The 26,215-nt window shown below is 64.1% G+C and carries 26 protein-coding genes; 15 read left to right on the top strand and 11 right to left on the bottom strand.

Annotation, left to right across the window (positions count from 1 at the left end):
• Positions 1 to 123 precede the first annotated feature (123 nt).
• From ACSSU5_RS07530 to ACSSU5_RS07520, 3 genes are all read left to right on the top strand, one after another.
• Positions 124 to 1,776 (top strand): acyl-CoA dehydrogenase family protein, encoded by a 1,653-nt coding sequence (locus ACSSU5_RS07530; RefSeq protein WP_492560919.1) that lies wholly within the window; start codon positions 124 to 126, stop codon positions 1,774 to 1,776.
• 71 nt (positions 1,777 to 1,847) lie between these two features.
• Positions 1,848 to 3,311 (top strand): AMP nucleosidase, encoded by a 1,464-nt coding sequence (gene amn, locus ACSSU5_RS07525; protein ID WP_264311458.1) that lies wholly within the window; start codon positions 1,848 to 1,850, stop codon positions 3,309 to 3,311.
• Positions 3,312 to 3,317: 6 nt separating this feature from the next.
• Positions 3,318 to 3,953 carry a pseudouridine synthase gene (locus ACSSU5_RS07520; RefSeq protein ID WP_264311459.1) on the top strand — a complete coding sequence of 212 codons (636 nt, stop codon included), beginning with the start codon at positions 3,318 to 3,320 and terminating at the stop codon, positions 3,951 to 3,953.
• 201 nt (positions 3,954 to 4,154) lie between these two features.
• On the opposite strand, the gene ACSSU5_RS07515 is transcribed toward ACSSU5_RS07520, so the two are convergent.
• Both ACSSU5_RS07515 and ACSSU5_RS07510 read right to left on the bottom strand, forming a co-directional pair.
• Positions 4,155 to 4,358 (bottom strand): DUF2788 domain-containing protein, encoded by a 204-nt coding sequence (locus tag ACSSU5_RS07515; RefSeq protein WP_033701689.1) that lies wholly within the window; start codon positions 4,356 to 4,358, stop codon positions 4,155 to 4,157.
• Positions 4,359 to 4,411: 53 nt separating this feature from the next.
• Positions 4,412 to 4,888 (bottom strand): Lrp/AsnC family transcriptional regulator, encoded by a 477-nt coding sequence (locus tag ACSSU5_RS07510; protein ID WP_003249795.1) that lies wholly within the window; start codon positions 4,886 to 4,888, stop codon positions 4,412 to 4,414.
• Between the two features lie 398 nt (positions 4,889 to 5,286).
• On the opposite strand from ACSSU5_RS07510, the gene ACSSU5_RS07505 reads away from it, so the two are divergent.
• Complete coding sequence (locus ACSSU5_RS07505; RefSeq protein WP_492560918.1) at positions 5,287 to 6,090, top strand: DUF6515 family protein; 804 nt, start codon at positions 5,287 to 5,289, stop codon at positions 6,088 to 6,090.
• A 13-nt stretch (positions 6,091 to 6,103) separates the two neighbouring features.
• On the opposite strand, the gene ACSSU5_RS07500 is transcribed toward ACSSU5_RS07505, so the two are convergent.
• Positions 6,104 to 6,973 carry a cation diffusion facilitator family transporter gene (locus ACSSU5_RS07500; protein WP_264314015.1) on the bottom strand — a complete coding sequence of 290 codons (870 nt, stop codon included), beginning with the start codon at positions 6,971 to 6,973 and terminating at the stop codon, positions 6,104 to 6,106.
• A 25-nt stretch (positions 6,974 to 6,998) separates the two neighbouring features.
• Positions 6,999 to 7,418: a polyribonucleotide nucleotidyltransferase gene (locus ACSSU5_RS07495; protein WP_264311461.1), complete on the bottom strand. Its 420-nt coding sequence runs from the start codon at positions 7,416 to 7,418 to the stop codon at positions 6,999 to 7,001.
• A gap of 115 nt (positions 7,419 to 7,533) precedes the next feature.
• Here ACSSU5_RS07495 and hrpB point away from each other — a divergent pair, with 115 nt between their 5' ends.
• Complete coding sequence (gene hrpB / locus ACSSU5_RS07490; RefSeq protein ID WP_492560917.1) at positions 7,534 to 10,059, top strand: ATP-dependent helicase HrpB; 2,526 nt, start codon at positions 7,534 to 7,536, stop codon at positions 10,057 to 10,059.
• Between the two features lie 6 nt (positions 10,060 to 10,065).
• On the opposite strand, the gene ACSSU5_RS07485 is transcribed toward hrpB, so the two are convergent.
• Positions 10,066 to 10,605 carry a hypothetical protein gene (locus tag ACSSU5_RS07485; protein WP_492560916.1) on the bottom strand — a complete coding sequence of 180 codons (540 nt, stop codon included), beginning with the start codon at positions 10,603 to 10,605 and terminating at the stop codon, positions 10,066 to 10,068.
• A gap of 95 nt (positions 10,606 to 10,700) precedes the next feature.
• The gene (locus tag ACSSU5_RS07480) at positions 10,701 to 11,357 is read right to left on the bottom strand and encodes a YciC family protein (RefSeq protein ID WP_492560915.1); all 657 of its coding nucleotides are present in this window, start codon (positions 11,355 to 11,357) and stop codon (positions 10,701 to 10,703) included.
• A 167-nt stretch (positions 11,358 to 11,524) separates the two neighbouring features.
• Between ACSSU5_RS07480 and ACSSU5_RS07475 the strand changes: the two genes are divergently transcribed.
• Both ACSSU5_RS07475 and ACSSU5_RS07470 read left to right on the top strand, forming a co-directional pair.
• A complete protein-coding gene (locus ACSSU5_RS07475) occupies positions 11,525 to 12,295 on the top strand; it encodes a DUF2076 domain-containing protein (RefSeq protein ID WP_492560914.1) in 771 nt (256 codons plus the stop codon).
• Between the two features lie 57 nt (positions 12,296 to 12,352).
• Positions 12,353 to 12,847: a LabA-like NYN domain-containing protein gene (locus tag ACSSU5_RS07470; protein WP_264311465.1), complete on the top strand. Its 495-nt coding sequence runs from the start codon at positions 12,353 to 12,355 to the stop codon at positions 12,845 to 12,847.
• Positions 12,848 to 12,854: 7 nt separating this feature from the next.
• Here ACSSU5_RS07470 and ACSSU5_RS07465 read toward each other — a convergent pair whose 3' ends face one another.
• Positions 12,855 to 13,316 (bottom strand): Lrp/AsnC family transcriptional regulator, encoded by a 462-nt coding sequence (locus ACSSU5_RS07465; protein WP_264311466.1) that lies wholly within the window; start codon positions 13,314 to 13,316, stop codon positions 12,855 to 12,857.
• Positions 13,317 to 13,471: 155 nt separating this feature from the next.
• Here ACSSU5_RS07465 and yedA point away from each other — a divergent pair, with 155 nt between their 5' ends.
• Complete coding sequence (gene yedA / locus ACSSU5_RS07460; protein ID WP_186652640.1) at positions 13,472 to 14,392, top strand: drug/metabolite exporter YedA; 921 nt, start codon at positions 13,472 to 13,474, stop codon at positions 14,390 to 14,392.
• 55 nt (positions 14,393 to 14,447) lie between these two features.
• Complete coding sequence (rhlE1, locus tag ACSSU5_RS07455) at positions 14,448 to 15,779, top strand: RNA helicase RhlE1 (protein ID WP_492560913.1); 1,332 nt, start codon at positions 14,448 to 14,450, stop codon at positions 15,777 to 15,779.
• A 171-nt stretch (positions 15,780 to 15,950) separates the two neighbouring features.
• On the opposite strand, the gene ACSSU5_RS07450 is transcribed toward rhlE1, so the two are convergent.
• The 3 genes from ACSSU5_RS07450 to pmrG all read right to left on the bottom strand — a co-directional run bounded on the left by ACSSU5_RS07450 (position 15,951) and on the right by pmrG (position 19,014).
• On the bottom strand, positions 15,951 to 17,198 hold the full coding sequence (locus ACSSU5_RS07450; RefSeq protein WP_492561305.1) for a TIGR03862 family flavoprotein: 1,248 nt from the start codon (positions 17,196 to 17,198) through the stop codon (positions 15,951 to 15,953).
• Between the two features lie 149 nt (positions 17,199 to 17,347).
• Positions 17,348 to 18,262, bottom strand: coding sequence for a histone deacetylase family protein (locus ACSSU5_RS07445; RefSeq protein WP_264311468.1), 915 nt, complete (start codon positions 18,260 to 18,262; stop codon positions 17,348 to 17,350).
• Between the two features lie 77 nt (positions 18,263 to 18,339).
• A complete protein-coding gene (pmrG, locus tag ACSSU5_RS07440; RefSeq protein ID WP_492560912.1) occupies positions 18,340 to 19,014 on the bottom strand; it encodes a lipopolysaccharide core heptose(II)-phosphate phosphatase PmrG in 675 nt (224 codons plus the stop codon).
• 180 nt (positions 19,015 to 19,194) lie between these two features.
• Between pmrG and ACSSU5_RS07435 the strand changes: the two genes are divergently transcribed.
• From ACSSU5_RS07435 to ACSSU5_RS07420, 4 genes are all read left to right on the top strand, one after another.
• Entirely contained in the window at positions 19,195 to 19,764 is a 570-nt protein-coding gene (locus tag ACSSU5_RS07435; protein ID WP_492560911.1) for a GNAT family N-acetyltransferase, read from the top strand.
• 95 nt (positions 19,765 to 19,859) lie between these two features.
• A complete protein-coding gene (gene tesB / locus ACSSU5_RS07430) occupies positions 19,860 to 20,729 on the top strand; it encodes an acyl-CoA thioesterase II (RefSeq protein ID WP_027595074.1) in 870 nt (289 codons plus the stop codon).
• Entirely contained in the window at positions 20,726 to 21,316 is a 591-nt protein-coding gene (locus tag ACSSU5_RS07425; RefSeq protein WP_492560910.1) for an HAD family hydrolase, read from the top strand. The genes tesB and ACSSU5_RS07425 overlap by 4 nt, the downstream gene beginning before the upstream one ends.
• A 113-nt stretch (positions 21,317 to 21,429) precedes the next feature.
• Complete coding sequence (locus ACSSU5_RS07420) at positions 21,430 to 22,440, top strand: zinc-dependent alcohol dehydrogenase family protein (protein WP_492560909.1); 1,011 nt, start codon at positions 21,430 to 21,432, stop codon at positions 22,438 to 22,440.
• Positions 22,441 to 22,454: 14 nt separating this feature from the next.
• Here ACSSU5_RS07420 and ACSSU5_RS07415 read toward each other — a convergent pair whose 3' ends face one another.
• A complete protein-coding gene (locus ACSSU5_RS07415) occupies positions 22,455 to 23,156 on the bottom strand; it encodes a FadR/GntR family transcriptional regulator (RefSeq protein WP_264311473.1) in 702 nt (233 codons plus the stop codon).
• A 256-nt stretch (positions 23,157 to 23,412) separates the two neighbouring features.
• Here ACSSU5_RS07415 and ACSSU5_RS07410 point away from each other — a divergent pair, with 256 nt between their 5' ends.
• Together ACSSU5_RS07410 and gudD are read left to right on the top strand one after the other, a co-directional pair.
• A complete protein-coding gene (locus ACSSU5_RS07410) occupies positions 23,413 to 24,765 on the top strand; it encodes an MFS transporter (protein WP_492560908.1) in 1,353 nt (450 codons plus the stop codon).
• An 18-nt stretch (positions 24,766 to 24,783) separates the two neighbouring features.
• Entirely contained in the window at positions 24,784 to 26,139 is a 1,356-nt protein-coding gene (gene gudD, locus ACSSU5_RS07405; protein ID WP_492560907.1) for a glucarate dehydratase, read from the top strand.
• The last annotated feature ends 76 nt before the right edge of the window (positions 26,140 to 26,215 follow it).

Raw genomic sequence — 26,215 nt, 5'->3', positions numbered from 1 at the left:
GCCCTGATACCCCCCTATACCATGCGCTCCCCGCCTCATATTTAGTCATTAATGTCACTTTGACTGACCCACAGGGAATGCTTCACTGGGACTTTCAGGCCTGCCCGGATCCAGGAGCTCCCAATGAACCTGCACCAGTACGCTGAAACCCACGAAGTCACCAACCAGCCTCCGTCCCTCGACGGCGCCAACCTGTACCGCCTTGATCTGCCATTGCAGGAGTGGTCGCGGCGCTTTGGCGCTGGCTGGGCCGAATCGCGGATCGATGCTTACGGTGCCTTGGCCGGCGGGCCGCTGATGGCTGCGGGCTTTCTGGCCAACGCGCACAAACCGGAATTCAGCAGCCACGACCGCTATGGCCATCGTATCGACCTGGTCGAGTTTCACCCGGCCTATCACGAACTGATGCGCACCGCAGTCGAACATGGCCTGCCCTCGTTGCCGTGGGCCGAACCCCGCCCCGGTGCGCATGTGGCGCGCGCGTCGATGACCTACCTGCACAGCCAGGCCGAAGCCGGCACGGGCTGCCCGCTGACCATGACCTTTGCGGCGGTGCCGGCGCTCAGGTTGCAGCCGGAGCTGGCTGAATACTGGCTGCCGAAGGTGCTGGCGCGTGAATACGACCCGCGCAATATCGGCGACCGGCACAAGGCTGGGGTCACCCTCGGCATGGCCATGACCGAGAAGCAGGGTGGCACCGACGTGCGTGCCAATACCACACGGGCCTACCCGGTGGGGGCGCCTGGGCCAGGCCAGGCCTATGAACTGGTCGGGCACAAGTGGTTTTGCTCGGCGCCCATGTGCGATGCCTTTCTGACACTGGCCCAGACCGAAAAAGGCCTGAGCTGCTTTCTGTTGCCCCGCCACCGCCCGGATGACAACCGCAACCAGTTCTATATCCAGCGGTTGAAGAACAAGCTTGGCAACAGCTCCAATGCGTCCAGCGAAGTGGAGTTCCGTGGCGCTCTGGCGTGGATGGTGGGCGAAGAAGGGCGTGGTGTACCGACCATTATCGAAATGGTGGCCATGACCCGTTTCGACTGCATGGTCGGCTCCAGTGCCCTGATGCGCCAGGCCCTGACCCAGGCCGCCCACCACTGCGCGTACCGCAAGGTCGGCGGCCGGGTGCTGAACGAGCAGCCGTTGATGCAGAACGTGCTCGCCGACCTGGCGCTGGAAAGCGAGGCCGCGTTGGCCCTGAGCCTGCGCATGGGGCAGGCCCTGGAGCAGCTCGATGATCCACAGCAGGCACACTTTGCCCGGCTGGTCACGGCGGTGGGCAAGTATTGGATCTGCAAACGCGCCCCGGCCATGATCAACGAGGCCGCCGAATGCCTGGGCGGGGCCGGGTATGTCGAAGACAGCATCCTGCCACGGTTGTACCGCGAGGCGCCGGTCAACTCGACCTGGGAAGGCTCAGGCAATGTGCAGTGCCTGGATGTGCTGCGGGCCTTGTCCAAGGAGCCTGGGGTGCTCGATGCCTTGTTTGCCGAACTGGGTGATGGCCATGGCGACCCTCGATTGGCCGCGCACATTGGCAACCTCAAGGGGGCGTTTGCCGATACGGCGGACATCCAGTATCGCGCCCGTCAGTTGACCGAGGATATTGCTCTGGCGCTGCAGGCCAAGCTGCTGCTGGAGGCGGGTAATACGGTAGTCAGCGATGCGTTCATCGGCAGCCGCCTGGCCGGTGGTGGTCGGGCCTATGGGGCGTTGCCGCGGGGTGTGGATGTGCAGGCACTGGTGGCAAGGGCCACGCCGGTCTGGCAACGCTGATCAATGGGGATGTAATTACCCTCGAAGGCAGGCAAGATGGTCCACATGCATGTCCAGACAGGAAGCACAGTGTGAGCCACGCTTTTGTAGTCGTTGATACCCCAGAACAGGCCGTCGACCGTCTGGCGGCCCTGCATGCTCAGGCCACCGGTGCCCTCAGCCAGGCCCTCAAGCAATACCTGAAAGACCGAACCGAACCGGACGCCGAAGCGCGGGGGCTGTTCCGTTATCCCGCGCTGCGCCTGACCTACTACAGCCAGGGTGAGGTCGCGGCCACCACGCGTGCCTACGCCAAGGTCCAGGTAGCCGGCACCTACAGCGTCACCGTCACCCAGCCCGCCGCCTTCCGTGGCTACCTGCTGGAGCAACTGCGCCCCCTGATGCACGACTACACCGTGACGGTGGAAGTGGGTGTCAGCGAGCAGAACATTCCGTACCCCTACGTGGTCGATCAGGGCGACGAACTGGCCGGCAGTGGCATCACCGCTGCGCAACTGGCGCGGGTGTTCCCCAGCACCGACCTGTCGGCAGCCACCGACAATATCGCCGATGGCCTGTACGACTGGGACAGCACCGAAACCCTGCCGCTGGCGTTGTTCGATGCGGCGCGTGTGGACTTCTCGCTGCGCCGCCTGGTGCACTACACCGGTAGCGACTGGCGGCATGTGCAGCCTTGGATCCTGCTGACCAACTACCACCGCTATGTTGACCAGTTCATCAGCCATGGCCTTGAGCAACTGCGTGACGACCCGCGCTTCGTACGCATGGTACTGCCGGGCAACGTGTTGATCGAAAAAGGCATGGACCATGGCGAAACCCAGGCCCTGGTGGCCAGTGTGGTATGGCACCGTTATCAGATGCCGGCCTACCACCTGATCGCCGCCGACGGTGACGGCGTAACCTTGGTCAACATCGGCGTCGGCCCTTCCAATGCCAAGAACATCACCGACCACCTGGCCGTGCTGCGCCCGCACTGCTGGCTGATGATCGGCCACTGTGGCGGCCTGCGTCAGTCGCAGACCATCGGTGACTACGTGCTGGCGCATGCCTACATGCGGCGTGACGGTATTCTCGATCGTGTGGTGCCGCCGAACATTCCCATCCCGGCCTTGGCCGAGGTGCAGATGGCCCTCCAGGAAGCTGCGGCACAAGTGACCGGCGAGCGTGGCGAAGAGCTGAAAAAGCGCCTGCGCACGGGCACCGTGCTGACCTACGACGACCGTAACTGGGAACTGCGCTGGGCCCAGGAGCGGCCATTGATCAACCTGTCACGTGCGGTGGCGGTGGACATGGAGAGTGGCACCATTGCCGCCCAGGGCTACCGGCTGCGGGTGCCGTATGGCACCTTGCTGTGTGTCTCCGACAAGCCGCTGCACAGCGAGATCAAGCTGCCGGGTTCGGCCAACGCGTTCTACAATCGGGCGGTCAGCCAGCACTTGAAGATCGGCATTGCCGCACTCGACCTGCTACGTACCGAGCTCAATTCGTTGCACTCGCGTAAACTGCGCAGCTTCGATGAGCCGCCGTTCCGCTGAGGATCCATGCCCCTGCCACCCCGTTCCAAGCCGCGCCGCCCCCAGGCGCGGCCTGCCGACCCGCGTCGCCAGCCCAAGGCGCCGCCGGCCGAGCCGCGCCTGATCCTGTTCAACAAGCCGTTCGACGTGCTGACCCAGTTCAGCGATGGCGAGGGGCGCGCGACCCTCAAGGACTTCATCGACATTCCGGGTGTTTATCCGGCGGGGCGGCTGGACCGTGACAGCGAAGGCCTGCTGTTGCTGACCAACGATGGCGGCCTGCAGGCGCGCATCGCCGACCCCAAGCACAAGCTGGCCAAAACTTACTGGGTACAAGTGGAAGGTGAGCCGAGCGACGAGCAGCTGCAACGCCTGCGCGAGGGCGTAGAGCTGAACGATGGGCCGACCTTGCCGGCTGAAGCTCGCCGCCTGGAAGACCCCGAGCTGTGGCCGCGCAACCCGCCGGTGCGCTTTCGCAAGAGCGTGCCGACCAGCTGGCTGGAGCTGGTGATCCGCGAAGGGCGTAACCGACAGGTGCGACGGATGACGGCGGCGGTAGGGTTGCCTACTTTGCGCCTGGTGCGGGTGCGGATTGGTGACTGGACGCTGGAGGGGCTGGAGCAGGGCTGTTGGCGCGAAGTCCCGGCCAAGCTGCGCAGATAGCTGGAAAACCTAGCAACTTGCCCAAATCCCTGCAGAGAACACTGGTCATTGTGGGAGCGGGCTTGCCCCGCGAATGAGGCCACGCGGCGCATGGCACCGGCTTCGCCGGTGGTGGCGGGCCAAGCCCGCTCCCACAGAGTCGCTGCTAAATCAATGAGTTAAGTTTTGTTCTAGGAGAGTGGGCTTGCCCGTGCCTGGCAGTTACACCCCTTCCAGAAACGCCACCACCACGCTCTTGATGATAAAGGCCAATACCCCAAGCCCCAGCACGAAGAACAGGATCATGGTGCCAAACCGCCCGGCCTTGGACTTCTTCGCCAGGTCCCAGACGATAAAGCCCATGAAACCGATCAACACGGTGACGAGGATGATCATCATCCATTCTTCGAATACGGCGGGATCCATCAGTGTTCTCCAGGCAGGCTGAGCGCTCGATCATACGCCGGGCGCCCAAGTATTCAACGCAGGTGGGTCAATGGCAGTTCAGTGCTGGCCAGTACCTGGTTCAGCACGAAGCTCGAACGCACGCTGGTGACACCTTCGATGCGGGTCAGGCTGCCGAGTAGCAGTTTCTGGTAGTGGTCCATGTCCGGCACCACTACCTTGAGCTGGTAGTCGGCGTCCATACCGGTGACCAGGCTGCATTCGAGCACCTGCGGTAGGTTGCGGATGGCGGCCTCGAAGGTCTCGAAGCGCTCCGGGGTGTGGCGGTCCATGCCGATCAGTACATAGGCGGTCAGGCTCAGCCCCAGCTTCTTGCGATCGAGCAGGGCAACCTGACGCGAGATGTAGCCGTCGTCCTCCAGTTGCTTGACCCGACGCGAGCACGGCGAAGGCGACAAGCCGATGCGTTCGGCCAGCTCCTGGTTGGAAATGCGCGCATCGCGCTGCAGTTCGGCAAGAATGCTCAGGTCGTAGCGGTCAAGTTTGCTCATGGAATATGCCTTTTCTGTTCCGATTGCGGTGAATTATCAATCCACGATGAAAAATTGCGCAAGTGCTATTTATCTCAGCAATCTTCGCAATCCTCTGTCGCCGCCGGTTCGGTATCTTTATCCACAGAATCACTGCCCGGACATCAGTCCACGGCGACGCGCCCTAGGCGGGCGGTCGCGGCCCAGCCATCCAACAGGATCCGCCAGGCCCCCGGGCTACACACCGTCCAGAAGACGGCGTGAGGTGAGCCGGCGCCACAAGTGCCGAGCACGGACGACAATTCCCAAAGGGAGGCCCAACGGCCTCCCTTTTTTCATGTCCGCGATTTTAAGTTGGGTGTGTGGCCGGCGCGGTAGACTGGCAGCGGCTGCAGTCATTTTTGATCGAGAGGGGCACCATGAAGTCGCGCATCTGGCAGTTGGCAGGTGTTGGTTTGGTTACGTTGAGCATCAGCCTGGGGGCTGTGGCTCAAGGCCCGGATGAGGGGCACGGAGGGCATGGCGGCGACCCGAATGGCGCCACCCCAGGCCGTTCCCCGCTCAACTCGCGCGATGAAGTGCGCCAGACGCAGCCGCCACGTGAAGGCTATTACCAGGATATCCCTCGGCGCAATGGCGATAACCGCCACTGGCAGGGGCGCCCGGACGGTCATGGCAATGGCTGGGGGCCGGGGCCGCAGTATCGTCCAGGGCAGACCATCGACGGCTTCCCTGATCGCTACTGGAAGGTGCCTTACCGTGGGCAGGACTACTTCTACTCGAGTGGCTACTGGTATCGACCGCATGGCGGCCGTTACATCGTCGTGGCACCACCCTATGGCGCAAGGGTGGAGTACCTGCCCTCGTATGCCCGTGAGGTGTGGTTGGGTGGGGCGTTGTTCTTCCTGGTTGCCGATACCTATTACCAGTACCTGGCGGACACCCGTGAGTACGTGGTGGTCAACCCACCGATGGCTGCACCCGTGCCTGTGCCAGTGGCACCGGCACCGGTCAGTGGCGGTTACGACGTGGTGGCCTATCCGATGTATGGCCAGGGGCAAGAACAGCAGGACCAGGACCGCTACCAGTGCCATCGCTGGGCGGTGAGCCAGTCTGGGTTCGACCCGGCGACGGCTGCCTACGCACCACCGATCAATGTTGCGGATAGCTATCGGCGGGCGCTGGCGGCCTGTTTCAGCGGGCGTGGATACAGCATCAACTGAAGCTGACGCGCACCTACACCGGGTCCGCGTGCACCATCACATCCGCCTGTGGATAACGCTGGCGGATCACCCTTGATGCCGCCTCGCACAACCCATGGGCATCATGCAGCGCCAGTTCCCCTGGCAGTTCCAGATGCAACTGCACGAACCACTGGTTGCCCGATACCCGTGTACGCAGGTCATGCACCCCCTTCACGCCGGGGATGGCCAGCACCAGGGCGGACATCGCCTCGCCAACCTCGCCGGGCAGCTCCTTGTCCATCAGGATGGCGGTACTTTCTTGCGCGATTTGGAAAGCGCTCCAGAGGATGTAGACAGCAATGCCCAGGCCGAACAAGGCATCCAGTTGCGACCAGCCAAACTGTGTCAGCAGCAGGGCGAGCAGAATGCTGCCATTGAGCAGCAGGTCTGAGCGGTAGTGCAGTGAGTCGGCCCGCACCGCCGTGGAGCCGGTCAGGCGAATGACCTTGTGTTGCAACGCCAGCAGGGCAATGGTCAGCACCAGCGAAAGCAGCATCACTGCGATGCCGACCGTGGTATCGCCCAACGGTTGTGGCGTATGCAGGCGTTCGACCGCCTGCACCCCGATCAACACCGCACTGACCCCGATGAACAGCGCCTGGGCCATGCCAGCCAGGGCCTCGGCCTTGCCGTGGCCGAAGCGGTGGTCGTCATCGGCCGGGCGCAGGGCGTAATGCACGGCGAGCAGATTGAGAAACGAGGCGACGGCGTCCAGTGCCGAATCGGTCAGCCCGGCCAGCAGGCTGACCGAGCCGCTCAGCCACCAGGCCAGCGCCTTGCTCACGACCAGGATGCTGGCCACCGCCAGTGACGCGCGGGTGGCCAGACGCAAGAGGCGCTGGTGTTCAGCCGGGGTGATCATGCTGTGGGTGATGTCCTTGTGCGGGTCAGGCAGCCGGTACCAGTTGGTAGGCCGCCAACTGCTCGACGCTGCCACGGTGCTGGATCAGGCGCGGGTCGTTCAGCGGCAGGCGCTGGCCCAGCTCGCTTTCGAGGATGGCCTGCAACTTGCGGTTGTCGATCTTGCCGTCGGGGCTTACCGCTTCGCGCAGTTTTTCTGGGGCCACCTGGGCTGTGCGGCCACCCGGGTAGTAGATGGCGCCGGTGGCGAAGTCGATGCCGAAGGCGATCAGCCCGGGGATCACGTAGAACAAGATGCCAATGGCATCCATGGCGGCGACCACGGGGTCGATCTTGCCGTCGATCTGGCCGCGGCGGTCTGGGTAGAACAGCGTGCCGCAGGCCGTCAGCTGGGTCAGCAAGGTGACGATAAGGGCGCCGCCAATGACGCGGGATGGGATACGCATGTAAATCTCCGAAAGGTATTCAGCAGGGCAAGCGAAGCGCCAGCACCTGAAGCTAAGACCATGATAGAGCAGGCTGGGTTCGCCGTTATACTCGCCCGACTGTTCGAGGACCACCATGATTTCATTACCGATCGATACCGTTCTGCCCGCTTTGCGCCAGGCCCTGGAAAACCGCGACGAAGCTGTGCTCGAAGCGCCCCCCGGCGCCGGCAAGACCACCCGCGTGCCCCTGGCGTTGCTGAACGCGCCGTGGCTGGCCGGGCAGACCATCGTGATGCTCGAACCACGGCGCCTGGCCGCCCGCGCGGCGGCCGAAAGGCTGGCCAGCGAGCTGGGTGAAAAGGTCGGCGAAACCGTGGGCTATCGTATTCGCCTGGACAGCAAGGTCGGGCCGAAGACCCGTATCGAGGTGGTCACCGAGGGTATCCTCACCCGCCGTCTGCAGGCGGACCCTGCGCTGGAGGGCGTGGGGCTGCTGATTTTCGACGAGTTCCACGAGCGCAGCCTGGATGCTGACCTCGCTTTGGCATTGAGCCTCAATGGGCGCGAGCTGCTGCGTGACGAGCCGCTGAAAATTCTGCTGATGTCCGCGACGCTGGAAGGCGAGCGCCTGTCGCGGCTGCTCGACGATGCACCGGTTGTCAGCAGCGAAGGCCGCATGTACCCGGTAGACATCCACTGGGGGCGGCCGTCCCAGCCGGGCGAGTTCATCGAGCCACGGGTCGTCGATTGCGTCCTCCAGGCGTTGGCGGAGCAGCCCGGTAGCGTGCTGGTATTCCTGCCCGGGCAGGCCGAAATCCGCCGGGTTCACCAGAGCCTTCAGGACATGCTGGGCGAGCGTTCCGACATCTTGCTATGCCCATTGCATGGCGAACTCGACCTCAATGCCCAGCGCGCGGCGATCGACCCGGCGCCAACAGGTCTGCGCAAAGTGGTGCTGGCCACCAACATCGCCGAAACCAGCCTGACCATCGACGGCGTGCGCGTGGTGGTTGACGCAGGCCTTGCGCGGGTGCCGCGTTTCGACCCCGGCAGTGGCATGACCCGGCTCGACACCCAGCGTATCTCCCGTGCCAGCGCTACCCAGCGTGCCGGCCGGGCGGGCCGCCTGGAACCAGGGGTGTGCTACCGGCTATGGTCCGAAGCACAGCATGACCAGTTGGCCGCGCACGGCAGCGCAGAAATACTCCAGGCCGACCTCGCGGGCCTGGCCTTGCAGTTGGCCCGCTGGGGCGTCACGCCCGATCAGCTGCGCTGGCTGGACCAGCCGCCAGCGGCGGCGTTCTCCCAGGCCCAGGACCTGCTGGCACGGCTCAGTGCGTTCAAGGCCGGCAGCCGCGACAACCTCAGCGAACACGGCCAGGCCATGGCCGAACTGCCGGCCCATCCGCGCATTGCCCACTTGCTGCTGCGTGGCCAGGATCTTGGGCTGGCCGCCATGGCCTGTGATGTCGCCGCCTTGCTGGGGGAGCGTGATATCCAGCGCGGGGGGGGTGCCGACCTGCACAGCCGGCTGGCGTTGATCAGCGGTGAAAGCAAGGCGTCCCGAGGCGGGCAGGGCGGCGTGCAGCGTGCGCGGCAGTTGGCCCGGCAATACCGCGGGTTGCTACGCGGCAGGGCGGGCGCAGGGGTCGCCGACCCCGAACACTCGCGCTGGTTGGGCGCATTGCTGGCGCTGGCCTACCCAGACCGGGTCGCCCAGCAGCGGCGCGAGGGCAGCGCTGAATATCGCCTGGCCAATGGCCGCGCGGCTTTGTTCGCTGAAGTTGATGCCTTGATGAAGTGCCCCTGGCTGGTGGTTGCCGACCTGGGGAGCCGCCAGGGCCAGCGGGAAGAGCGTATTTACCTGGCTGCCGAGTTCGACCCAGCGCTGCTGGACGATGTGCTGGCCGAGCAGGTCGAACGGGTCGATATCCTCGACTGGGACGACCGCGCACAGGTGTTGCGCGCCGAACGCCAGACCAAGGTCGGCGAGCTGGTGCTCAGCCGCGAGCCGTTGCCTGGCCTGGATGACGAAGCCCGCGCCAGGGCCTTGATCGGCCTGGTGCGGCGTAAAGGCCTCAATCTGCTGACCTGGACGCCGGAACTGCGTCAGTGGCAGGCGCGGGTAGCGTTGCTGCGTCAACTGGACCTGGACCAGAACGGGCACAGTGAGTGGCCCGACCTGGGCGACGAGGCCCTGCTGGCCAACCTGGAAGACTGGCTGCAGCCGTACCTGGGCAAGGTTTCGCGCTTGAGCCATTTTGCCGCCCTGGACCTGTCGTCGATCCTGCGCAACCTGCTGCCGTGGCCATTGCCGCAGCGCCTGGACGAGTGGGCGCCCGCGCATCTGGCCGTGCCGTCGGGCTCGAACATTCGCCTGGACTACAGTGAAAACCCACCCATTCTTGCGGTGCGTCTGCAGGAGCTGTTTGGCCTGGCAGACACGCCACGCATCGCCCAGGGGCGTCAGCAGGTCAAGTTGCATCTGCTATCACCCGCTCGCCGGCCCGTGCAGGTAACCCAGGACCTGGCCAACTTCTGGCGCACCACCTATGCCGAAGTGAAGAAGGACCTCAAGGGCCGCTACCCCAAGCACTACTGGCCGGATGACCCGCTGGTGGCTGAAGCCACGGCGCGGGCCAAGCCCCGTGGCACGTGAATCGGCTCAAGGGGTGGATGCGCCCACGCGGGTGATGCGGAAGATGGCCTGTTCACCTTCAAGAATCTTCAGATAAGAAAAGCTCGGTGTTGCCACTGCAGGATTGTGATGGGTCCGCACCTTGTGGCCCTGATGGTCGCGCCAGTGGCAGATCAGGGTATTTTCGGTCCACAGCAGCGGTTCGAACTTGAAGTAATCGGTCACGCTGGCATAGCGGTAGAGGCCAAGATAACCGTTGCGGCTGATCCCCAGTTTTTTCTCATGGTTTTTGCCACTGCCGGTGATCATGAAGTGCAGCCGATCCGGCGACCTCGAGTGATAGTGAAAGCGGAAAACGCTGGAAGGCTCCTGACGCCCGGCCACCAGCCAATCGCTCTGGCCGCTGATCACTTGGCGATCATTGTCTTTGAAGAGACTGAGATAGACAGACCTGGCGTCTTCACCTGCCAAGTCTGCGAGGGCAGTTGCGGGGTCGAGCACTTCGAGGGTGCCTAGGAAGACCTCGGCATCCTCTGCCCAGTTGGTATCGCTTGTGGAGGTGGTCATGGAAGCTTCCGTGTTGGCCGATGAAGTGCCAACACTTTCACTTGAGTACAGGGTTACAGGCAGGCTGCAGGTTTTCCGTTATCGGAAGCCTGGCCTCAGGCGCTGGAATCAGCCTCCAACAGCATGAACAGGCGGTACAGCACCACCGTACTGAACAGCTGCAAGAAGCCGCTCAGGCTGTCCATGGCCAGCTCCATGCCCGGAGCCGGCTGCGGGAAGGCCATCAGCAACAGCCCGTCGATCAGCCAGATCGGTGCCAGTACCCCAAGCACGCAGATCATGATGCGCATGAAATTGCCGGTGGTCATCCGCGCGCTCTCGCGCATCGACTGCACGACAGGCAGGCCGCGCAGCACCAGTAGGTATTCGGCGAACACCAGGTTGATCATGATCCACACCCCGGGGAAGACGAACAGTGCCAGGCCCGCCATGATCAGCAGCGAACTGATCAGGATCAGCAGGGCTAGCTGCGGCCATAACTGTAGGGCGCGGGCGAACAGATCACGCTTGGAAATGTCCTGGCCATTGCTGCGGGTGTCCAGGTAGAGGATCAGCGCCGCGCTGTAGAGCGGGTAGAACAGCAGGCTCACCAGCATGCCGTAGGCGGGTGAGGCCTGGTCGCCCATCTGCCGGTAGAGCAGTTGGGTCAGCAGGGCTTCGAGCACCACCAGCGGCAAGCACAGTGGGATGATGCTTGGCAGGTGGCGGCGGAAGAAGTACAGGGAGTCGCGCAGAACGCTCAGCGGATTCATCGGTCAACATCGCATGGCAGTAAAAGCAGGGGCCTAACTTTAGCCCAAAGCAGGCTCGCAGCTGTCACTTGCTGAAAAAAGTTTCACCGCCGCAGTGATTGAATCCAGCGCCTGCACCCCCCATCTTTGACGCTGTCCGTTGTCCCGCGTCCCCACGAGGTAGCTTCATGAACACTGAAGAACAAACCCTGATCGATAGCCTGTTCGGCCGCATCAAGCAAGCTGAAGACCCGAGCCAGCCCCGCGATGCCCTGGCCCAGGCGTGCATCGAAGAGCATGTGCGTCAGCAGCCGGCAGCGCCGTATTACATGGCCCAGGCGATTCTGGTTCAGGAAGCGGCTATCAAGCGCCTGGACGAGCAGAACAAGCAGCTGGAAGCGGAGCTCAAACAAGCCCGTGCGCAAGTCGAGGCCAGCCGTGCGGGTAGCAGCACCCCGAGCAACAGCGGCGGTGGTTTCCTGTCGAGCATCTTCGGTTCCGGTGGGCGTAGTGCGCCACCGGCCACGCAGCCGCAGCCGCAGCGGCCTTCGGCGCCCGCTTTTTCAGGCGGAGGCTGGCGCGAACCGTCCGCGCCGGGCTTCAACCCGCAGCAAGCGCAGCAACAACAGCAGCCCGGTTTCGGCGCAGCGCCAGCGCGCGGTGGTGCCAGCAGCTTCCTGGGTGGTGCGATGCAGACCGCAGCCGGTGTGGCAGGCGGGGTGTTGCTTGCTCAGGGTATAAGCAGCCTGTTCAACCACAACTCACAACCTGAGGAAGTGGCAGAGGTGAACAAGGACGAGCCAGCACCGGCCAGCGATACTGGCGGCTGGAACGATCAAGGCGGGCAACAGCAGGTGGCCGACAACGGCGGTTGGGGCAGCGACCAGGGCAGTTACGCCGATAACGATTATGGCAGCGATGACGGCGGGTTCTTCTCCGACGACGATTCCTACGTCTGACGGGTCTGGCATACTGCTGGCATTTTGGGGCTGCAGGGCAGCCCCGAATTCCATCAGATGAAGAGGTTCCAGGTGAAAAAGATCGCGTTGTTCGCCGACGTGCAGAACCTCTACTACACCGTGCGCCAGGCGCACGGTTGCCATTTCAACTATGCCGCGCTGTGGGCCGAGATCAGCCGCGAAGGGCAGATCGTCGAAGCCGTGGCCTATGCCATCGACCGCGGTGACAGCAAGCAACAGCAGTTTCAGCAGATTTTGCGCAACCTCGGTTTCGAGGTGCGGCTGAAACCGTACATCCAGCGCAGCGATGGCTCGGCCAAAGGTGACTGGGATGTGGGCATCACCCTTGATGTGATCGACGCGGCCAGCCGCGTGGACCAGGTGGTGCTGGCCTCCGGTGATGGCGACTTCGATCTGTTGCTCGAGCGGGTCATCCAGCGCCATGGCACCGAAGCGGTGGTGTATGGCGTGCCTGGGCTTACCGCGATGTCACTGATTCGCGCCGCCAGCCGTTATGTGCCGATCGAGGGGCGGTTGTTGTTGCGGCATTGACTGCCATTCATGGCTGTTTTTTGCCCGGGCCCTGCAAATGATCGAGCGGTACCCGTCGCTCGATTGCGCTGGAAAGAATGATCGAGGTCTTGCTGAAGCCCAGTTGTGAAACCCGGTTGATCAGCGCCTCCAGCTCCCCCATCGAGCCCACCGCCGCCTGCATGATCACGCAGGGGTCACCGGTGACGCGATGGCACTCGGTCAGTTCGGGGATGCGTGCCAGCGCATCATAGGCCTGCTGATTGCCATGGCTGGCCAGGCGCAGTTCGATTACGCACTGGATCGGCAGGCCGATCTTTTCCAGGTCTACCTTCGCCGCGTAGCCGGTGATGACGCCGCTGGCTTCGAGTTTTGCCACCCGTTCGGCCACTGCAGGCGCCGACAAATTCACCTGACGCGCCAACTGCGCAAACGTGGCCCGGCCGTTTTCGAGCAGGGCGGCGAGCAGCATGCGGTCGTACTTGTCCATGGGGTTTTCCTGTGCGGCTTCGATTCATTTGGAAAACACTACAATAACCGTTCATTGCAAAGTGTTCGGGTGATTTAAAGCTGTTTTGTAACTTAAGTTTACGCAGTGGCCTTTCTAAACTAAGTCACCCGTAAACGGATTTCGAGTACTTTCCCATGCCTGCCTCCCGTCGCTTCCCGCTCCTGCTCATTGGCGCCTTCATGGCCCTGTATCTGGTCTGGGGTTCCACTTACCTGTTTATTCGCATTGGCGTCGAATCGTGGCCACCCATGCTCATGGCAGGGGTACGCTTTCTGATCGCTGGGGGCTTGCTGTATGGCTTTCTGCGCTGGCGGGGTGTGCCGGCGCCGACCTGGCCGCAGTGGCGGGCGGCGGGGGCAATCGGTTTTTTGTTGCTCAGTTGTGGCAACGGCGGCGTGACCGTGGCTGAGCACGCCGGTGTGGCCTCAGGCGTGGCGGCACTGGCGGTGGCGACGGTGCCGCTGTTCACCCTGGTGTTCGGCCTGCTGTTTGGCCACCGTAACTCGCGGCTCGAGTGGGCAGGGATCGGGCTTGGGCTGGTCGGCATCGGGCTGCTCAACCTCGGCTCCAACTTGCAGGCAAGCCCGATTGGCGCGGCACTGATCCTGTTCGCGGCGGCTTCGTGGGCATTCGGTTCGGTATGGAGCAAGAGCTTGCCGCTGCCCCAGGGGCCGATGGCCAGTGCTGCCGAAATGCTGGTGGGCGGTGCAGTGCTACTGCTTGGCAGCGTGGTGTCGGGCGAGCGCATGACCCAGATGCCGACCGCTGCCGGTTGGGGCGCGCTGGCCTACCTGGTGTTCTTCGGCTCGATCCTGGCGTTCAGTGCCTATATGTACCTGCTCAAGCATGTGCGCCCCGCAGCCGCGACCAGCTATGCCTACGTCAACCCGGCGGTGGCGGTGCTGCTAGGTATCGTCTTCGCCGGCGAACAAATCGGTGCCGAAGAGTGCGTGGCGATGGCGGTGATCATTGGCGCAGTGGTGCTGATCGGCCTGCCTCAATGGCGCAAAGCGCCACAGCCTGCGCAACCGCTGAAGGGCGAAATCTGCAAGTAGGCCGGGGTGTTGCGGTAAACTTGCCGCCTTCGCTGAACCCCCTGACGGTATTGCCATGAATTTCGCCAAACTCGGCCTGATCGAACCTTTGCTGCGTACCTTGCAGCAGCTGGACTACACCACCCCGACCCCGGTCCAGGCCCAGGCCATCCCTGCCGTGCTGGCCGGCCGCGACCTGATGGCCGCAGCCCAGACCGGCACCGGCAAGACCGCAGGGTTTGCCCTGCCGGTGCTGCAGCGCCTGGCGCTTGAAGGTGAGAAAGCTGCCAGCAACTCGATCCGCGCGCTGATACTGGTCCCCACCCGCGAGCTGGCCGAGCAGGTGCACAACAATGTGCGCGAGTATGCCGAGAACCTGCCGCTGAGCACCTATGCGGTGTACGGCGGCGTCAGCATCAACCCGCAGATGATGCGCCTGCGCCGTGGCGTCGACCTGCTGGTGGCCACGCCGGGTCGCTTGCTCGATCTGTTCCGGCAGAACGCCGTGAAGTTCAACCAGGTCCAGACCCTGGTGCTCGACGAAGCCGACCGCATGCTCGACCTGGGTTTTGCCGAGGAGCTGCAGTCGGTGTACGCAGCGCTGCCGCGCAAGCGCCAGACGCTGCTGTTTTCCGCGACCTTCTCGGACCAGATCCGGGTCCTTGCCGGCCTGGCCCTGAACGACCCGCTGAGCATCGAAGTCAGCCCGCGCAATGCCGCCGCCACCACCGTCAAGCAGTGGCTGGTGCCTGTGGACAAGAAGCGCAAGGCCGACCTGTTCTGCCATTTGCTGCGCAAGCAGCGCTGGAGCCAGGTGCTGGTGTTTGCCAAGACCCGCAACGGTGTCGACCAGTTGGTGGAGCGTTTGCTGAGCGAAGGCATCAATGCCGATGGCATCCATGGCGACCGCCCACAGGCCACGCGCCAGCGGGCGCTGGATACCTTCAAGGCCCGTGAAATCCAGGTGTTGGTGGCGACCGATGTTGCAGCGCGCGGGCTGGATATCGACGACCTGCCGCTGGTGGTCAACCTCGACCTGCCGATTGTTGCCGAGGATTATGTGCACCGCATTGGTCGTACTGGCCGTGCCGGCAACAAAGGGGAGGCGATTTCGTTGGTGTGTGCCGATGAGGTGCAAATGTTGGCGTCGATCGAGACGCTGATCCGCCAGACCTTGCCGCGCCATGAAGAACCGGACTTTATCCCTGAGCACCGCGTGCCGATGACCGATGCCAGTGGCCAGGTGATCAAGAAGCCGAAGAAGCCCAAGAAGCCGAAAGAGAACAGCGCCAAACGTGGTTTGGGGCGCTGGATGGACAGTGCCGAAGCGGCGAGCCCGGCGCCGTCAGTGAAAGCGGTGCGTAAGGTGCCGAGTTTCAATGGTGGGCCGCGTAAGCGTAAGCCTTGATATCGCCGGGGGCGCCCCTGTAGAACCACCACGTTGGTTTGGCAGGGGGCCGTGTGGGAGCGGGCTTGCCCCGCGAACACCGGCGAAGCCGGTGCCATGCACTGGGTGGCCTCATTCGCGGGGCAAGCCCGCTCCCACAAAGTGGACTGCACCCAGAAAGTTGGGCTGCAGCTACCTGTCAGGCAGCCCCGCTACCCATTCCGCCGCCGCCCGCCCAGCGCGCAGCCCGCTGGCAAAACACGCCGTCAGCAGATACCCCCCGGTCGGCGCCTCCCAGTCCAGCATCTCGCCGGCACAGAACACCCCCGGCAATGCCTTGACCATCAACCCCTCATCCAGCCCTTCAAAGCGCACCCCGCCCGCACTGCTGATGGCTTCATCCAGCGGCCGGGTGCGCACCAAGGTGATCGGCAACCCCTTGATTGCCCGCGCCAGCGCTTGAGGGTCGGCGAACGTGGCCTGATCGGTCAGCTCCCGCAACAGCGCTGCCTTGACCCCGTCGATGCCCAGCTGGCTGTGCAGGTGCTTGGCCATCGAGCGCGAGCCACGCGACCTGGCCAACGCCTGGGCAATGTTATCCACAGCCTTGTCCGGCAGCAGGTCGAGCACAAGCACGCCACGGCCATCACGGTTGATGGCTTCGCGCACCGGCGCTGACAGGGCGTACACCAGGCTGCCCTCGACCCCTTGTGCGGTGAGGATGAACTCACCTTTACGCGGCTGGCTGCCCGGCACGCTCAGGGCAATGTTTTTCAGCGGTGCGCCGGCAAACTTGTCCTTGAGCAAGGCGCTCCAGCCTTCGACTTCAAAACCACAGTTGCTCGGCTGCAAGGGCGAGATATCCACAGCCCGCTCAGCCAGCAGCGGCTGCCACGCACCGTCGGAACCTAGGCGCGCCCAACTGCCCCCGCCCAACGCAAGCACCACAGCGGCCACATGTACCTCGCGTTCACCCTGTGGATAAGCGATCCGCAGGCTGCCATCGTCATTCCAACCCAACCAGCGATGGCGGGTGTGGATAACTACACCGCTGTCGCGCAGGCGCTTGAGCCAGGCGCGCAACAAGGGGGCGGCCTTCATGTCGCGAGGGAAGACCCGGCCCGAAGTGCCGACGAAGGTTTCGATACCCAGGCCGTGAATCCACTGGCGCAAGGCGTCGGCATCGAAGCCGCGCAGCAGGGCGCCCAATTCGCCCTGGCGTTCGGCATAGCGCGCGACGAAGGCCGGATAGGGCTCGGAATGGGTGATGTTCATGCCGCCGACACCTGCCAGCAGGAACTTGCGGCCCACCGAGGGCATGGCATCGAACACCTCGACCGCCAAGCCCGCCTGGGCCAGCGCTTCGGCAGCCATCAGGCCGGCGGGGCCGCCACCGATGACGGCGACAAGGGGAGGGGCGGAGTGGCGTAAATCGGGCATGGGCGGCGGCAGGTTGTGGAAAAGAGTGCGCATTCTAGCGCAGCCGGGCTTGCGCAAGCACTGATCAAAAAATGATCAATACCTTACAGGCAGCGTGGCTAAAGGGCTGCAGTCGCTTTCCAGCAGCTTATCCACAGGCGGTTCCACAGTCATTGTGAACAACCGATGACCTTCGCCGCGCTGTGATGCAGGATGCCATGGCGCCGCGCCAAGGCTGCGCGGTCCTTGCTGTAGCCGCCACCGATCACGCCCACCACGGGGATGTCGCGGCCCAGGCACTGGCGCATCACCCGCTCGTCGCGTGCCGCCAGGCCTTCATCGGTCAGTTGCAGGTAGCCCAGGGCGTCGTCCTTGTGCACATCCACGCCGGCGTCGTACAGCACCAGGTCTGGCTGGTAGAGCGGCAGCAGGTAGTTGAGGGCATCGTCCACGACCTTGAGGTAGGCCGCGTCGCCCATGCCGCGAGGCAGGGGGATATCCCAATCGCTTTGCGCCTTGCGGGCTGGGAAGTTCTGTTCACAGTGCAGTGACACGGTGATCGCGTCGGGTGTGTCGTGCAGTATCCGTGCGGTGCCATCGCCCTGGTGCACGTCGCAATCGAAGATCAGCACCCGGTGCACCCGCCCGGCTTCCAGCAGGTAGCGGCTGATCACGGCCAGGTCGTTGAAGATGCAGAAGCCGGCGGGGTGGTCGTAATGGGCGTGGTGCGTGCCACCGGCGAGGTGACAGGCGATGCCATGCTCCAGTGCCAGCTCGGCGCTCAGCAGCGAACCACCGACGGCACGCACGGTGCGCCGGGCCAGCGCCTCGCTCCAGGGCAGGCCGAGGCGACGCTGGTCCTCGCGGGACAGGTCGCCGCTCATGTAGCGCTCGATGTAGCTGCGGTCGTGGGCCAGCGCGAGGATGTCGTTGGGGCAGATCTGCGGGCGCAACAGGTCCTGGTCGCGGGTCAGGCCGCTGTCGACCAGGTGGTCGCGCAGCAGGCGAAACTTGTCCATCGGGAAGCGGTGTTCAGCGGGGAACGCCGGGCTGTAGTCATCGTGGTAGATCAGCGGCAACGGCATGGTGGGTTCGCAATGGGGGCCAGTGCTGATCTTGCCAGTTGTGCAGCGCCGCGCAACCGGCTTGTCACGCTAGGTTGTCACTTGCCGGTGCTGGCCAGCACCCGCTGCCAATCCGGCTCGTTCAACCGGCCCAGGATCCGTGCCTTGCCGTTGCCGTCTACCGAAACGAACAGCGCACTGGCATAGCCGCTTTCCCGCTCCCCGCCAACCACCCGCTGCTGGCGCTGGAAATGGTCGATGCAGCCGTTGTGGGTCACCAGCACCAAGTTGTGCCCAGGCCGTTTGCGCGCCAGGGCTTCATCGGCGAACTGGTTGTCGCAGCTCTCCAGCCAGGCAGCGCTGGGTACCGCTTGCCCCAGAATGAAGTGCGCGGTCTGGCGTGTACGCACTTTAGGGCTGCTCAGTACATCGGCATTGTTCAGGCCCAGCGTGTGCAAGCCCTGGCCGACCTGGGTGGCCGCGTGGGTGCCGGCCACGGTGATGCCGGTGGGGTCGTCCAGGCACGGGCCGGGTGCGCTGTCGCAGCGTTCGGCATGGCGAATCATCACGATCACGGCGCCGTCGGCCCAGTCCTGCAACAGGCCGCTGTCAGTCAATTGTTGCTCGTTGCCAAGGTCCACGATGTGCGTCCTCGTTGCCAACCAGGTGGTCAACGCCGCCACCACCATGCACAGGCCCAGGGCCTTGCGCGACAAGCGTCGCTTGCGCCGGGCGTGGATGGCAGGGTGTCCCAGGGTATTGCTCGATGGCATGCGTCGCTCCGATGGCATGGCCACGCCAGGTGTAGGCGTGGCTGGCGTCATTCTGGAAAGCGGCCTGTCGGGTGCCGGTGAAGGCGCTGTGAAAATTGCATTCAAGTGCTGCTGCTTGAGTGAAACGTTCGCCCGCGCCTACGCTGTAAACTGCAAGACAGCAAAACCGGAGCACGCCCGATGACCCCTATTCTGGAACTGGAAAGCGCACGCTTGGTGTTGCGCCAATGGCACGACGACGACCTGCGCGAGTTCGCCGCGCTGTGCGCCGATCCGCAGGTGATGCGCTACTTCCCAGCGCCCCTGACGCGCCTGGAAGCGGCTGCCCTGATCGGGCGCATCCGTGGCCATTTCAATGAGCACGGTTTCGGCCTGTGGGCCCTGGAGCGCAAGGACAGCGGCGCGTTCATTGGCATGACCGGGCTGTTGAACGTCAGTTTCGAGGCCGATTTCGCGCCCGCGGTGGAAATCGGCTGGCGCCTGGCGCGTCGGCACTGGGGCCTGGGGTTTGCCAGTGAAGCGGCCTGGACTTGCCTGCGTTGTGCCTTCGCCCAATTGCGCCTGGATGAGGTGGTGTCGTTCACTAGCCAGAGCAACTTGCCCTCGCAGAAGGTCATGCAGGCCATCGGTATGCTCCAGGACCCGAGTGGTAGTTTCGAACACCCGCGCCTGCCTGTCGGCCACCCGTTGCGCCCTCATGTGCTGTACCGCATCGACCGTGCACACTGGGAGCAGACCCTGCGCGGCTGAATGGAGGGCCATGCGCGGTGCGAATGACAAACCCTGTATCATTTGCCTTCATGAAAGTGTTGTAGAGCTGAGTTGCCTTGCTAGGAGAACCCCCGATGAGTCATGTGTTGGACGACCTGGTCGACCTGTTGAGCCTCGAGTCCATCGAGGAGAACCTGTTCCGTGGACGCAGCCAGGACCTGGGCTTCCGCCAGCTGTATGGCGGGCAGGTGCTGGGCCAGTCATTGTCGGCGGCCAGCCAGACGGTCGAGGATGCGCGCCATGTGCATTCGCTGCACGGTTACTTCCTGCGCCCTGGCGATGCCAGCTTGCCGGTGGTGTATTCGGTGGACCGTGTGCGTGACGGTGGCAGCTTCAGCACCCGCCGGGTGACGGCGATCCAGAAGGGCCACACCATCTTTACTTGCAGCGCGTCGTTCCAGTACGACGAAGAGGGCTTCGAGCACCAGGCGCAGATGCCCGATGTGGTGGGCCCGGAAAACCTGCCCAGCGAAGTCGAACTGGCCAGTGCCATGGCCGAGCACCTGCCTGAGCGGATCCGCGACAAGGTGCTGTGTGCCAAGCCGATCGAGATCCGCCCGGTGACCGAGCGTGACCCGTTCAACCCCAAGCCCGGCGACCCGGTGAAGTACGCCTGGTTCCGTGCCGACGGCAACCTGCCGGACGTGCCTGCGCTGCACAAGTACCTGCTGGCCTACGCCTCTGACTTCGGCCTGCTGACCACCGCCTTGCTGCCCCATGGCAAATCGGTGTGGCAGCGCGACATGCAGATCGCCAGCCTCGATCATTCGCTGTGGTTCCATGGCAACCTGCGCGCCGACGAGTGGTTGCTGTACGCCACCGACAGCCCTTGGGCCGGCAATGCCCGCGGCTTCTGCCGGGGCAGCATCTTCAACCAGGCCGGGCAACTGGTGGCGTCGTCGAGCCAGGAAGGCCTGATTCGCCATCGCAAGGACTGGGCATGAGCCTGGGCGAGGTACGCAACTGGGTGTTCGACATGGACGGCACCCTGACCGTGGCAGTGCACGATTTTGCGGCCATCCGCGAAGCGCTGGAGATCCCGCCCGAGCACGACATCCTGACCCACCTGGCGGCCTTGCCGGCGGCGCAAGCGGCGGCCAAGCATGCCTGGCTGCTGGAACATGAGCGCGACCTGGCGCTGGCCTCAAAGGCCGCGACGGGGGCGGTGGAGCTGGTGCGCGAGCTGGCTGGGCGGGGATGCCGGTTGGCGATCCTCACCCGCAACGCCCGGGAGCTTGCGCATGTCACCCTGGAAGCCATTGGCCTGGCTGACTGCTTCCCGGTGGAGCATGTGCTTGGCCGTGATGAGGCCGAACCCAAGCCTAGCCCGGATGGCCTGCTGAAGATCGCCGGGGCTTGGGGTGTGGCGCCCAGCGAACTGGTGATGGTCGGTGACTATCGCTTTGACCTGGATTGCGGGCGTGCGGCCGGGGCGCGGACCGTACTGGTCAACTTGCCGGACAACCCGTGGCCGCATCTGGTGGATTGGCATGCGGCGGATTGCCGGGCGTTGCGCGCGATGCTTGGCTGATTTTTTGTGTATTGGCAGTGCGGGCCTTTTCGCGGATAAACCTGCTCCCACAGGGGAGGCAGCCCGCACTGGCTATGCTGAACCGCAGTTTTTCCCTGAATGGAGACCCAGCCATGAGCAGCAAGGCCATCTACGTCCAACCTGGCGGCGGCTACGACAAAGTACAGGTCGGCACCTGCGAGGCGCCTGCGCCACAGGCCGGCGAGATCACCGTGCGTTTGCACGCCAGTTCCCTCAACTACCACGACTTCGCCGTGGTCAGCGGCATGTGGGGGCCGAGCGAGCGGCGTATCCCCATGGCCGACGGTGCCGGCGAAGTGACGGCGGTGGGCGCGGGTGTCAGCGAGTTCCAGGTCGGCGACAATGTTGTCAGCACCTTCTTCCCGGACTGGCTCGATGGCCGGGCCAATGTCGAAGGGTTCGCCAGGGTGCCTGGCGATGGCCTCGACGGCTACGCCCGTGAGCAGGTCACCGCTCGCGCCACGTCCTTCACCCTCGCGCCCAAGGGCTACAGCCACGCCGAGGCCGCCACGCTGACCACAGCAGGCCTGACCGCCTGGCGCGCCTTGATGAGCGATGACCACCTCAAGCCCGGCGATACGGTGCTGGTGCAGGGCACGGGCGGGGTGTCGATCTTCGCCTTGCAGTTCGCCAAGCTGGCGGGTGCAACCGTGATCGCGACGTCGTCCAGCGATGCCAAGCTCGAACGCCTCAAGGCGCTGGGCGCCGACCACCTGATCAACTACAAGAGCACCCCGGCCTGGGGTGAGAAGGTGCGTGAGCTCACCCACAATCGCGGTGTCGACCATGTGATCGAAGTGGGCGGCCCGGCCACCCTGGAGCAATCGATGATTGCCACGCGCATTGGTGGGCATGTGTCGTTGATTGGCATCCTCACCGGGGTGGCAGGGCAGTTGCCCCTGGTTCAGGCCCTGGTGCGGCAGATTCGCCTGCAGGGCGTGCTGGTCGGCAGCCGGGCGCAGCAGCAGGCGATGGTGCGGGCAATTGATGCCAATGGCCTGCGGCCGGTGGTGGACAAGCACTTCGAACTGGAGCAGATCGTCGATGCGTTCCGCTACCAGGAGAGCAATCGGCATTTCGGCAAGATCTGCCTGACCTGGTAATTGCCGCTACAGGCTCACTCAGGCAGCAATCTGTCGCGGCTATTGGACAGGTGCAGGCACATTGCGGCCCGCGCTGCATCCGGGTCCTGGCGGCGGATGGCATTGAGTATCGCCTCGTGCTCCAGATTGGCCAGGTACGCATGCCTGGCCAGCCTGGCCCCGGCACGTTCGGCCAGGGCCATGCGATTGCGCGGGATCAGCCCGCTGCCAAGCTGGGCCATCATCTCGCTGAAGTACAGGTTGCCGGTGGCCTCGGCGATCAGCAGATGAAAGCGCCGGTCGGCCTCGATGCAACTGTCGCCGGCGGCGGCCAGGTCCTGATAATCGTCCAATGCCTGACGCATGCGTGCCACGTGCCCGTCGTCGCGGCGCACCGCGGCGAGGGCGGCGGCCTGGCCTTCCAGGCCGATGCGCAGCTCCAGCAGGTCGCGCACGCTGGCGGCGTTTTCCGCGCCAACGCGCAGGCCTGCCTGGGGCTGGCGCTCTATCACGAAGGTACCGATACCGTGGCGGGGCTCGACCAGCCCTGAGGCCTGCAACTTCGACAAGGCTTCGCGCACCACGGTACGACTGACGCCGTGCTCGCGCACCAGGGTGTTTTCCGACGGCAGCTTGTCGCCTGGCTTGAAGGTACCCAGCAGGATCTGCTGGGTAAGGCTGGAGACCAGGTCGTGGGCGCGGCTGTGGCCGCGTAGACGCATGTTCGCTGTGCCCATGGCGAGCTCCGAGTCATCGTTTAACTTGTACGACAAGCTAATTCATAAAAATATTTTCTGCTGGTTTTTCTTATCTTGAAGGCAGCGTCGTTCGCTGTTGTTTTTGCAAGATCGCAGCATATTGTCATTCTGATAGCTTGTATTTTGCCTTTTTGGCGACTTTACCTATCTTGTCGTACAACCTTGCGGCGCATATGCTCCTCCCCACTGTCATGTCAGACAACCCGCATAAAAACAACTAGTGGGAGATCCGCAAGTGAACGACACCCTCGCTCCGTCTGCCCGGGCTGATGGCGACGTACTGGCCACTGCCGTGGCCAAGGTCAAGCGCCACGTCCTGCCGCTGTTCGTCATCATGTTCATCGTCAACTACCTCGACCGCGTCAACATCGGCTTCGTCCGCCCTCACCTGGAAAGCGACCTGGGCATCAGCGCCGCTGCCTTCGGTTTTGGCGCCGGGCTGTTCTTCATCGGCTATGCGTTGTTCGAAGTGCCCTCCAACATGCTCCTGCAGCGTGTCGGCGCACGGTTATGGCTGACCCGCATCATGTTCACCTGGGGCCTGGTGGCCACGGCAATGGCCTTTGTGCAGACCGAAACCCAGTTCTATGTGCTGCGTTTTCTGCTGGGTGTTGCCGAGGCCGGGTTTTTCCCCGGCGTGATCTACTACTTCACCCGCTGGCTACCCGCCGCCGAGCGCGGCAAGGCGATTGCCATCTTCCTCAGCGGTTCGGCGCTGGCGTCGCTGATCTCCGGCCCGCTGGCCGGGGCCTTGATGCAGATTCAGGGGCTGGGCCTGCACGGCTGGCAGTGGATGCTGTTCATCGAAGGCATGGCATCGGTGACGCTGTGTTTCTTCGTGTTCTTCTGGCTTGACTCCAAACCGCAGGATGCCAAGTGGTTGAGCCAGGCCGAGCAGGAGGCGCTGGTCCAGGCCATCGACGGCGAGCAGCGTGAGCGTGAGGCGCTGGGCGCCGTCAAGCCTTCGGCCTGGAGCCTGCTCAAGGACCGCCAGATCGTACTGTTCTGCCTGATCTACTTCTGCATTCAGCTGACCATCTATGCCGCGACCTTCTGGCTGCCGAGCATCATCAAGCGCATGGGCGACCTCAGCGACCTACAGGTTGGCTTCTTCAACTCGATCCCCTGGCGGATCTCGATTCTGGCGATGTACGCCTTCGCGTCCGGTTCCACCCGCTGGAAGTTCCAGCAGGCCTGGGTAGCTGCCGCGCTGGTGATTGCCGCAATCGGCATGTTCATGTCCACCACCGGTGGGCCGGTGTTCGCCTTTGTCGCCATCTGCTTTGCTGCCATCGGGTTCAAGTCGGCTTCGTCGCTGTTCTGGCCGATCCCCCAGGGCTATTTGGACGCCCGCATCGCGGCGGCAGTGATTGCGCTGATCAACTCGGTCGGCAACCTGGGTGGCTTCGTTGCCCCCACCACCTTCGGCCTGCTCGAACAACAAACCGGTTCGATCCAGGGCGGGTTGTATGGCCTGGCGGTGACGTCTGTGCTGGCGGCTATCGCCGTGTTCTTCGTCCGCACACGCCCCAAGGGCGCCCCTTCCGATGAGCTCAAGGCGCCTTCGGCCCTGGGCCAGACCCACTGATGACTGCGAGATAAAACCATGAACATGCAGACCACTCCCGCCGTTCACACTGCCACCCCCGTGGTCACCGACCTGCGCGTGATCCCGGTGGCTGGCCACGACAGCATGCTGCTCAACCTCAGTGGCGCCCATGGCCCGTACTTCACCCGCAACGTGGTGGTGCTGCGCGACAGCGCTGGCAACACCGGCCTGGGCGAGGTGCCAGGAGGCGAGAAGATCCGCCAGACGCTGGAGGACGCCCGCAGCCTGGTGGTCGGCCAGCCCATCGGCCATTACCAGCGTGTGCTCAACGCCATGCGCCAGGCCTTCGCCAACCGCGATGCCGGCGGCCGTGGCCTGCAAACCTTCGACCTGCGCATTACCGTGCACGCGGTTACGGCTATCGAATCCGCGATGCTCGACCTGCTCGGCCAGCACTTGAGCGTGCCCATGGCCGCACTGCTGGGCGAGGGGCAGCAGCGTGAGGCGGTGAAGATGCTGGGTTACCTGTTCTACATCGGCGACCGCCAGCAGACCGACCTGGCGTATCGCAACGAAGCGGACGCAGACGATGACTGGTTGCGCGTGCGCCACGAGAAGGCCCTGACGCCCGACGCGGTGGTGCGCCTGGCCGAAGCCGCCAGGCAGCGCTATGGCTTCAGCGATTTCAAGCTCAAGGGTGGCGTACTGCGTGGTGAGGAAGAGATGGAAGCGGTGACCGCCCTGGCCGAGCGCTTCCCCGACGCGCGCATCACCCTCGACCCGAACGGCGCCTGGTCGCTCAAGGAGGCCATCGCCCTGTGCCGTGACAAGCACGGTGTGCTGGCCTATGCCGAAGACCCCTGCGGTGCCGAGAACGGTTACTCGGGCCGTGAAGTGATGGCCGAGTTTCGCCGTGCCACCGGGCTGCCCACCGCCACCAACATGATCGCCACCGACTGGCGGCAGATGGGCCATGCGATCCAGCTGCAGTCGGTGGACATCCCCCTGGCCGACCCGCACTTCTGGACCTTGCAGGGCTCGGTGCGGGTGGCGCAGATGTGCAATGACTGGGGGCTGACCTGGGGCTCGCATTCGAACAACCACTTCGATATCTCCCTGGCCATGTTTACCCAGGTGGCGGCGGCGGCGCCGGGCGAGATCACCGCCATCGACACCCACTGGATCTGGCAGGACGGCCAGTGCCTGACGCGTGAGCCGTTGCGTATCGTCGACGGCCATGTGCGCGTGCCAGCGCGGCCGGGGCTGGGGGTGGAGCTCGATGAGGACCAGTTGGCCAAGGCGCACGAGTGCTACCGCAACATGGGGCTCGGGGCGCGGGATGACAGCGTGGCGATGCAGTTTCTGATACCGGGCTGGAGCTTCGACAACAAGCGGCCCTGCATGGTGCGTTAAGGCGTTTCTCTCGCTGTCGTCTGCTTCGCGGCGGTCCCTTGCCCCACTAAACCCGCTCCCCAAAGGTGCGGGTTTT

The organism is Pseudomonas sp. E1MeOHC2 (assembly GCF_058745025.1).
This window is presented reverse-complemented; position numbering and strand designations above follow the sequence as displayed.

What these genes read in the sequence shown, in the direction of transcription:
- ACSSU5_RS07530 (WP_492560919.1), top strand. Translation starts at nt 124, where the DNA reads ATGAACCTGCACCAGTACGCTGAAACCCACGAAGTCACCAACCAGCCT.
- ACSSU5_RS07520 (WP_264311459.1), top strand. Translation starts at nt 3,318, where the DNA reads ATGCCCCTGCCACCCCGTTCCAAGCCGCGCCGCCCCCAGGCGCGGCCT.
- ACSSU5_RS07515 (WP_033701689.1), bottom strand. Translation starts at nt 4,358, where the DNA reads ATGGATCCCGCCGTATTCGAAGAATGGATGATGATCATCCTCGTCACC.
- ACSSU5_RS07510 (WP_003249795.1), bottom strand. Translation starts at nt 4,888, where the DNA reads ATGAGCAAACTTGACCGCTACGACCTGAGCATTCTTGCCGAACTGCAG.
- ACSSU5_RS07505 (WP_492560918.1), top strand. Translation starts at nt 5,287, where the DNA reads ATGAAGTCGCGCATCTGGCAGTTGGCAGGTGTTGGTTTGGTTACGTTG.
- ACSSU5_RS07500 (WP_264314015.1), bottom strand. Translation starts at nt 6,973, where the DNA reads ATGATCACCCCGGCTGAACACCAGCGCCTCTTGCGTCTGGCCACCCGC.
- ACSSU5_RS07495 (WP_264311461.1), bottom strand. Translation starts at nt 7,418, where the DNA reads ATGCGTATCCCATCCCGCGTCATTGGCGGCGCCCTTATCGTCACCTTG.
- hrpB (WP_492560917.1), top strand. Translation starts at nt 7,534, where the DNA reads ATGATTTCATTACCGATCGATACCGTTCTGCCCGCTTTGCGCCAGGCC.
- ACSSU5_RS07485 (WP_492560916.1), bottom strand. Translation starts at nt 10,605, where the DNA reads ATGACCACCTCCACAAGCGATACCAACTGGGCAGAGGATGCCGAGGTC.
- ACSSU5_RS07480 (WP_492560915.1), bottom strand. Translation starts at nt 11,357, where the DNA reads ATGAATCCGCTGAGCGTTCTGCGCGACTCCCTGTACTTCTTCCGCCGC.
- ACSSU5_RS07475 (WP_492560914.1), top strand. Translation starts at nt 11,525, where the DNA reads ATGAACACTGAAGAACAAACCCTGATCGATAGCCTGTTCGGCCGCATC.
- ACSSU5_RS07470 (WP_264311465.1), top strand. Translation starts at nt 12,353, where the DNA reads ATGAAGAGGTTCCAGGTGAAAAAGATCGCGTTGTTCGCCGACGTGCAG.
- ACSSU5_RS07465 (WP_264311466.1), bottom strand. Translation starts at nt 13,316, where the DNA reads ATGGACAAGTACGACCGCATGCTGCTCGCCGCCCTGCTCGAAAACGGC.
- yedA (WP_186652640.1), top strand. Translation starts at nt 13,472, where the DNA reads ATGCCTGCCTCCCGTCGCTTCCCGCTCCTGCTCATTGGCGCCTTCATG.
- rhlE1 (WP_492560913.1), top strand. Translation starts at nt 14,448, where the DNA reads ATGAATTTCGCCAAACTCGGCCTGATCGAACCTTTGCTGCGTACCTTG.
- ACSSU5_RS07450 (WP_492561305.1), bottom strand. Translation starts at nt 17,198, where the DNA reads ATGCCCGATTTACGCCACTCCGCCCCTCCCCTTGTCGCCGTCATCGGT.
- ACSSU5_RS07445 (WP_264311468.1), bottom strand. Translation starts at nt 18,262, where the DNA reads ATGCCGTTGCCGCTGATCTACCACGATGACTACAGCCCGGCGTTCCCC.
- pmrG (WP_492560912.1), bottom strand. Translation starts at nt 19,014, where the DNA reads ATGCCATCGAGCAATACCCTGGGACACCCTGCCATCCACGCCCGGCGC.
- ACSSU5_RS07435 (WP_492560911.1), top strand. Translation starts at nt 19,195, where the DNA reads ATGACCCCTATTCTGGAACTGGAAAGCGCACGCTTGGTGTTGCGCCAA.
- tesB (WP_027595074.1), top strand. Translation starts at nt 19,860, where the DNA reads ATGAGTCATGTGTTGGACGACCTGGTCGACCTGTTGAGCCTCGAGTCC.
- ACSSU5_RS07425 (WP_492560910.1), top strand. Translation starts at nt 20,726, where the DNA reads ATGAGCCTGGGCGAGGTACGCAACTGGGTGTTCGACATGGACGGCACC.
- ACSSU5_RS07420 (WP_492560909.1), top strand. Translation starts at nt 21,430, where the DNA reads ATGAGCAGCAAGGCCATCTACGTCCAACCTGGCGGCGGCTACGACAAA.
- ACSSU5_RS07415 (WP_264311473.1), bottom strand. Translation starts at nt 23,156, where the DNA reads ATGGGCACAGCGAACATGCGTCTACGCGGCCACAGCCGCGCCCACGAC.
- gudD (WP_492560907.1), top strand. Translation starts at nt 24,784, where the DNA reads ATGAACATGCAGACCACTCCCGCCGTTCACACTGCCACCCCCGTGGTC.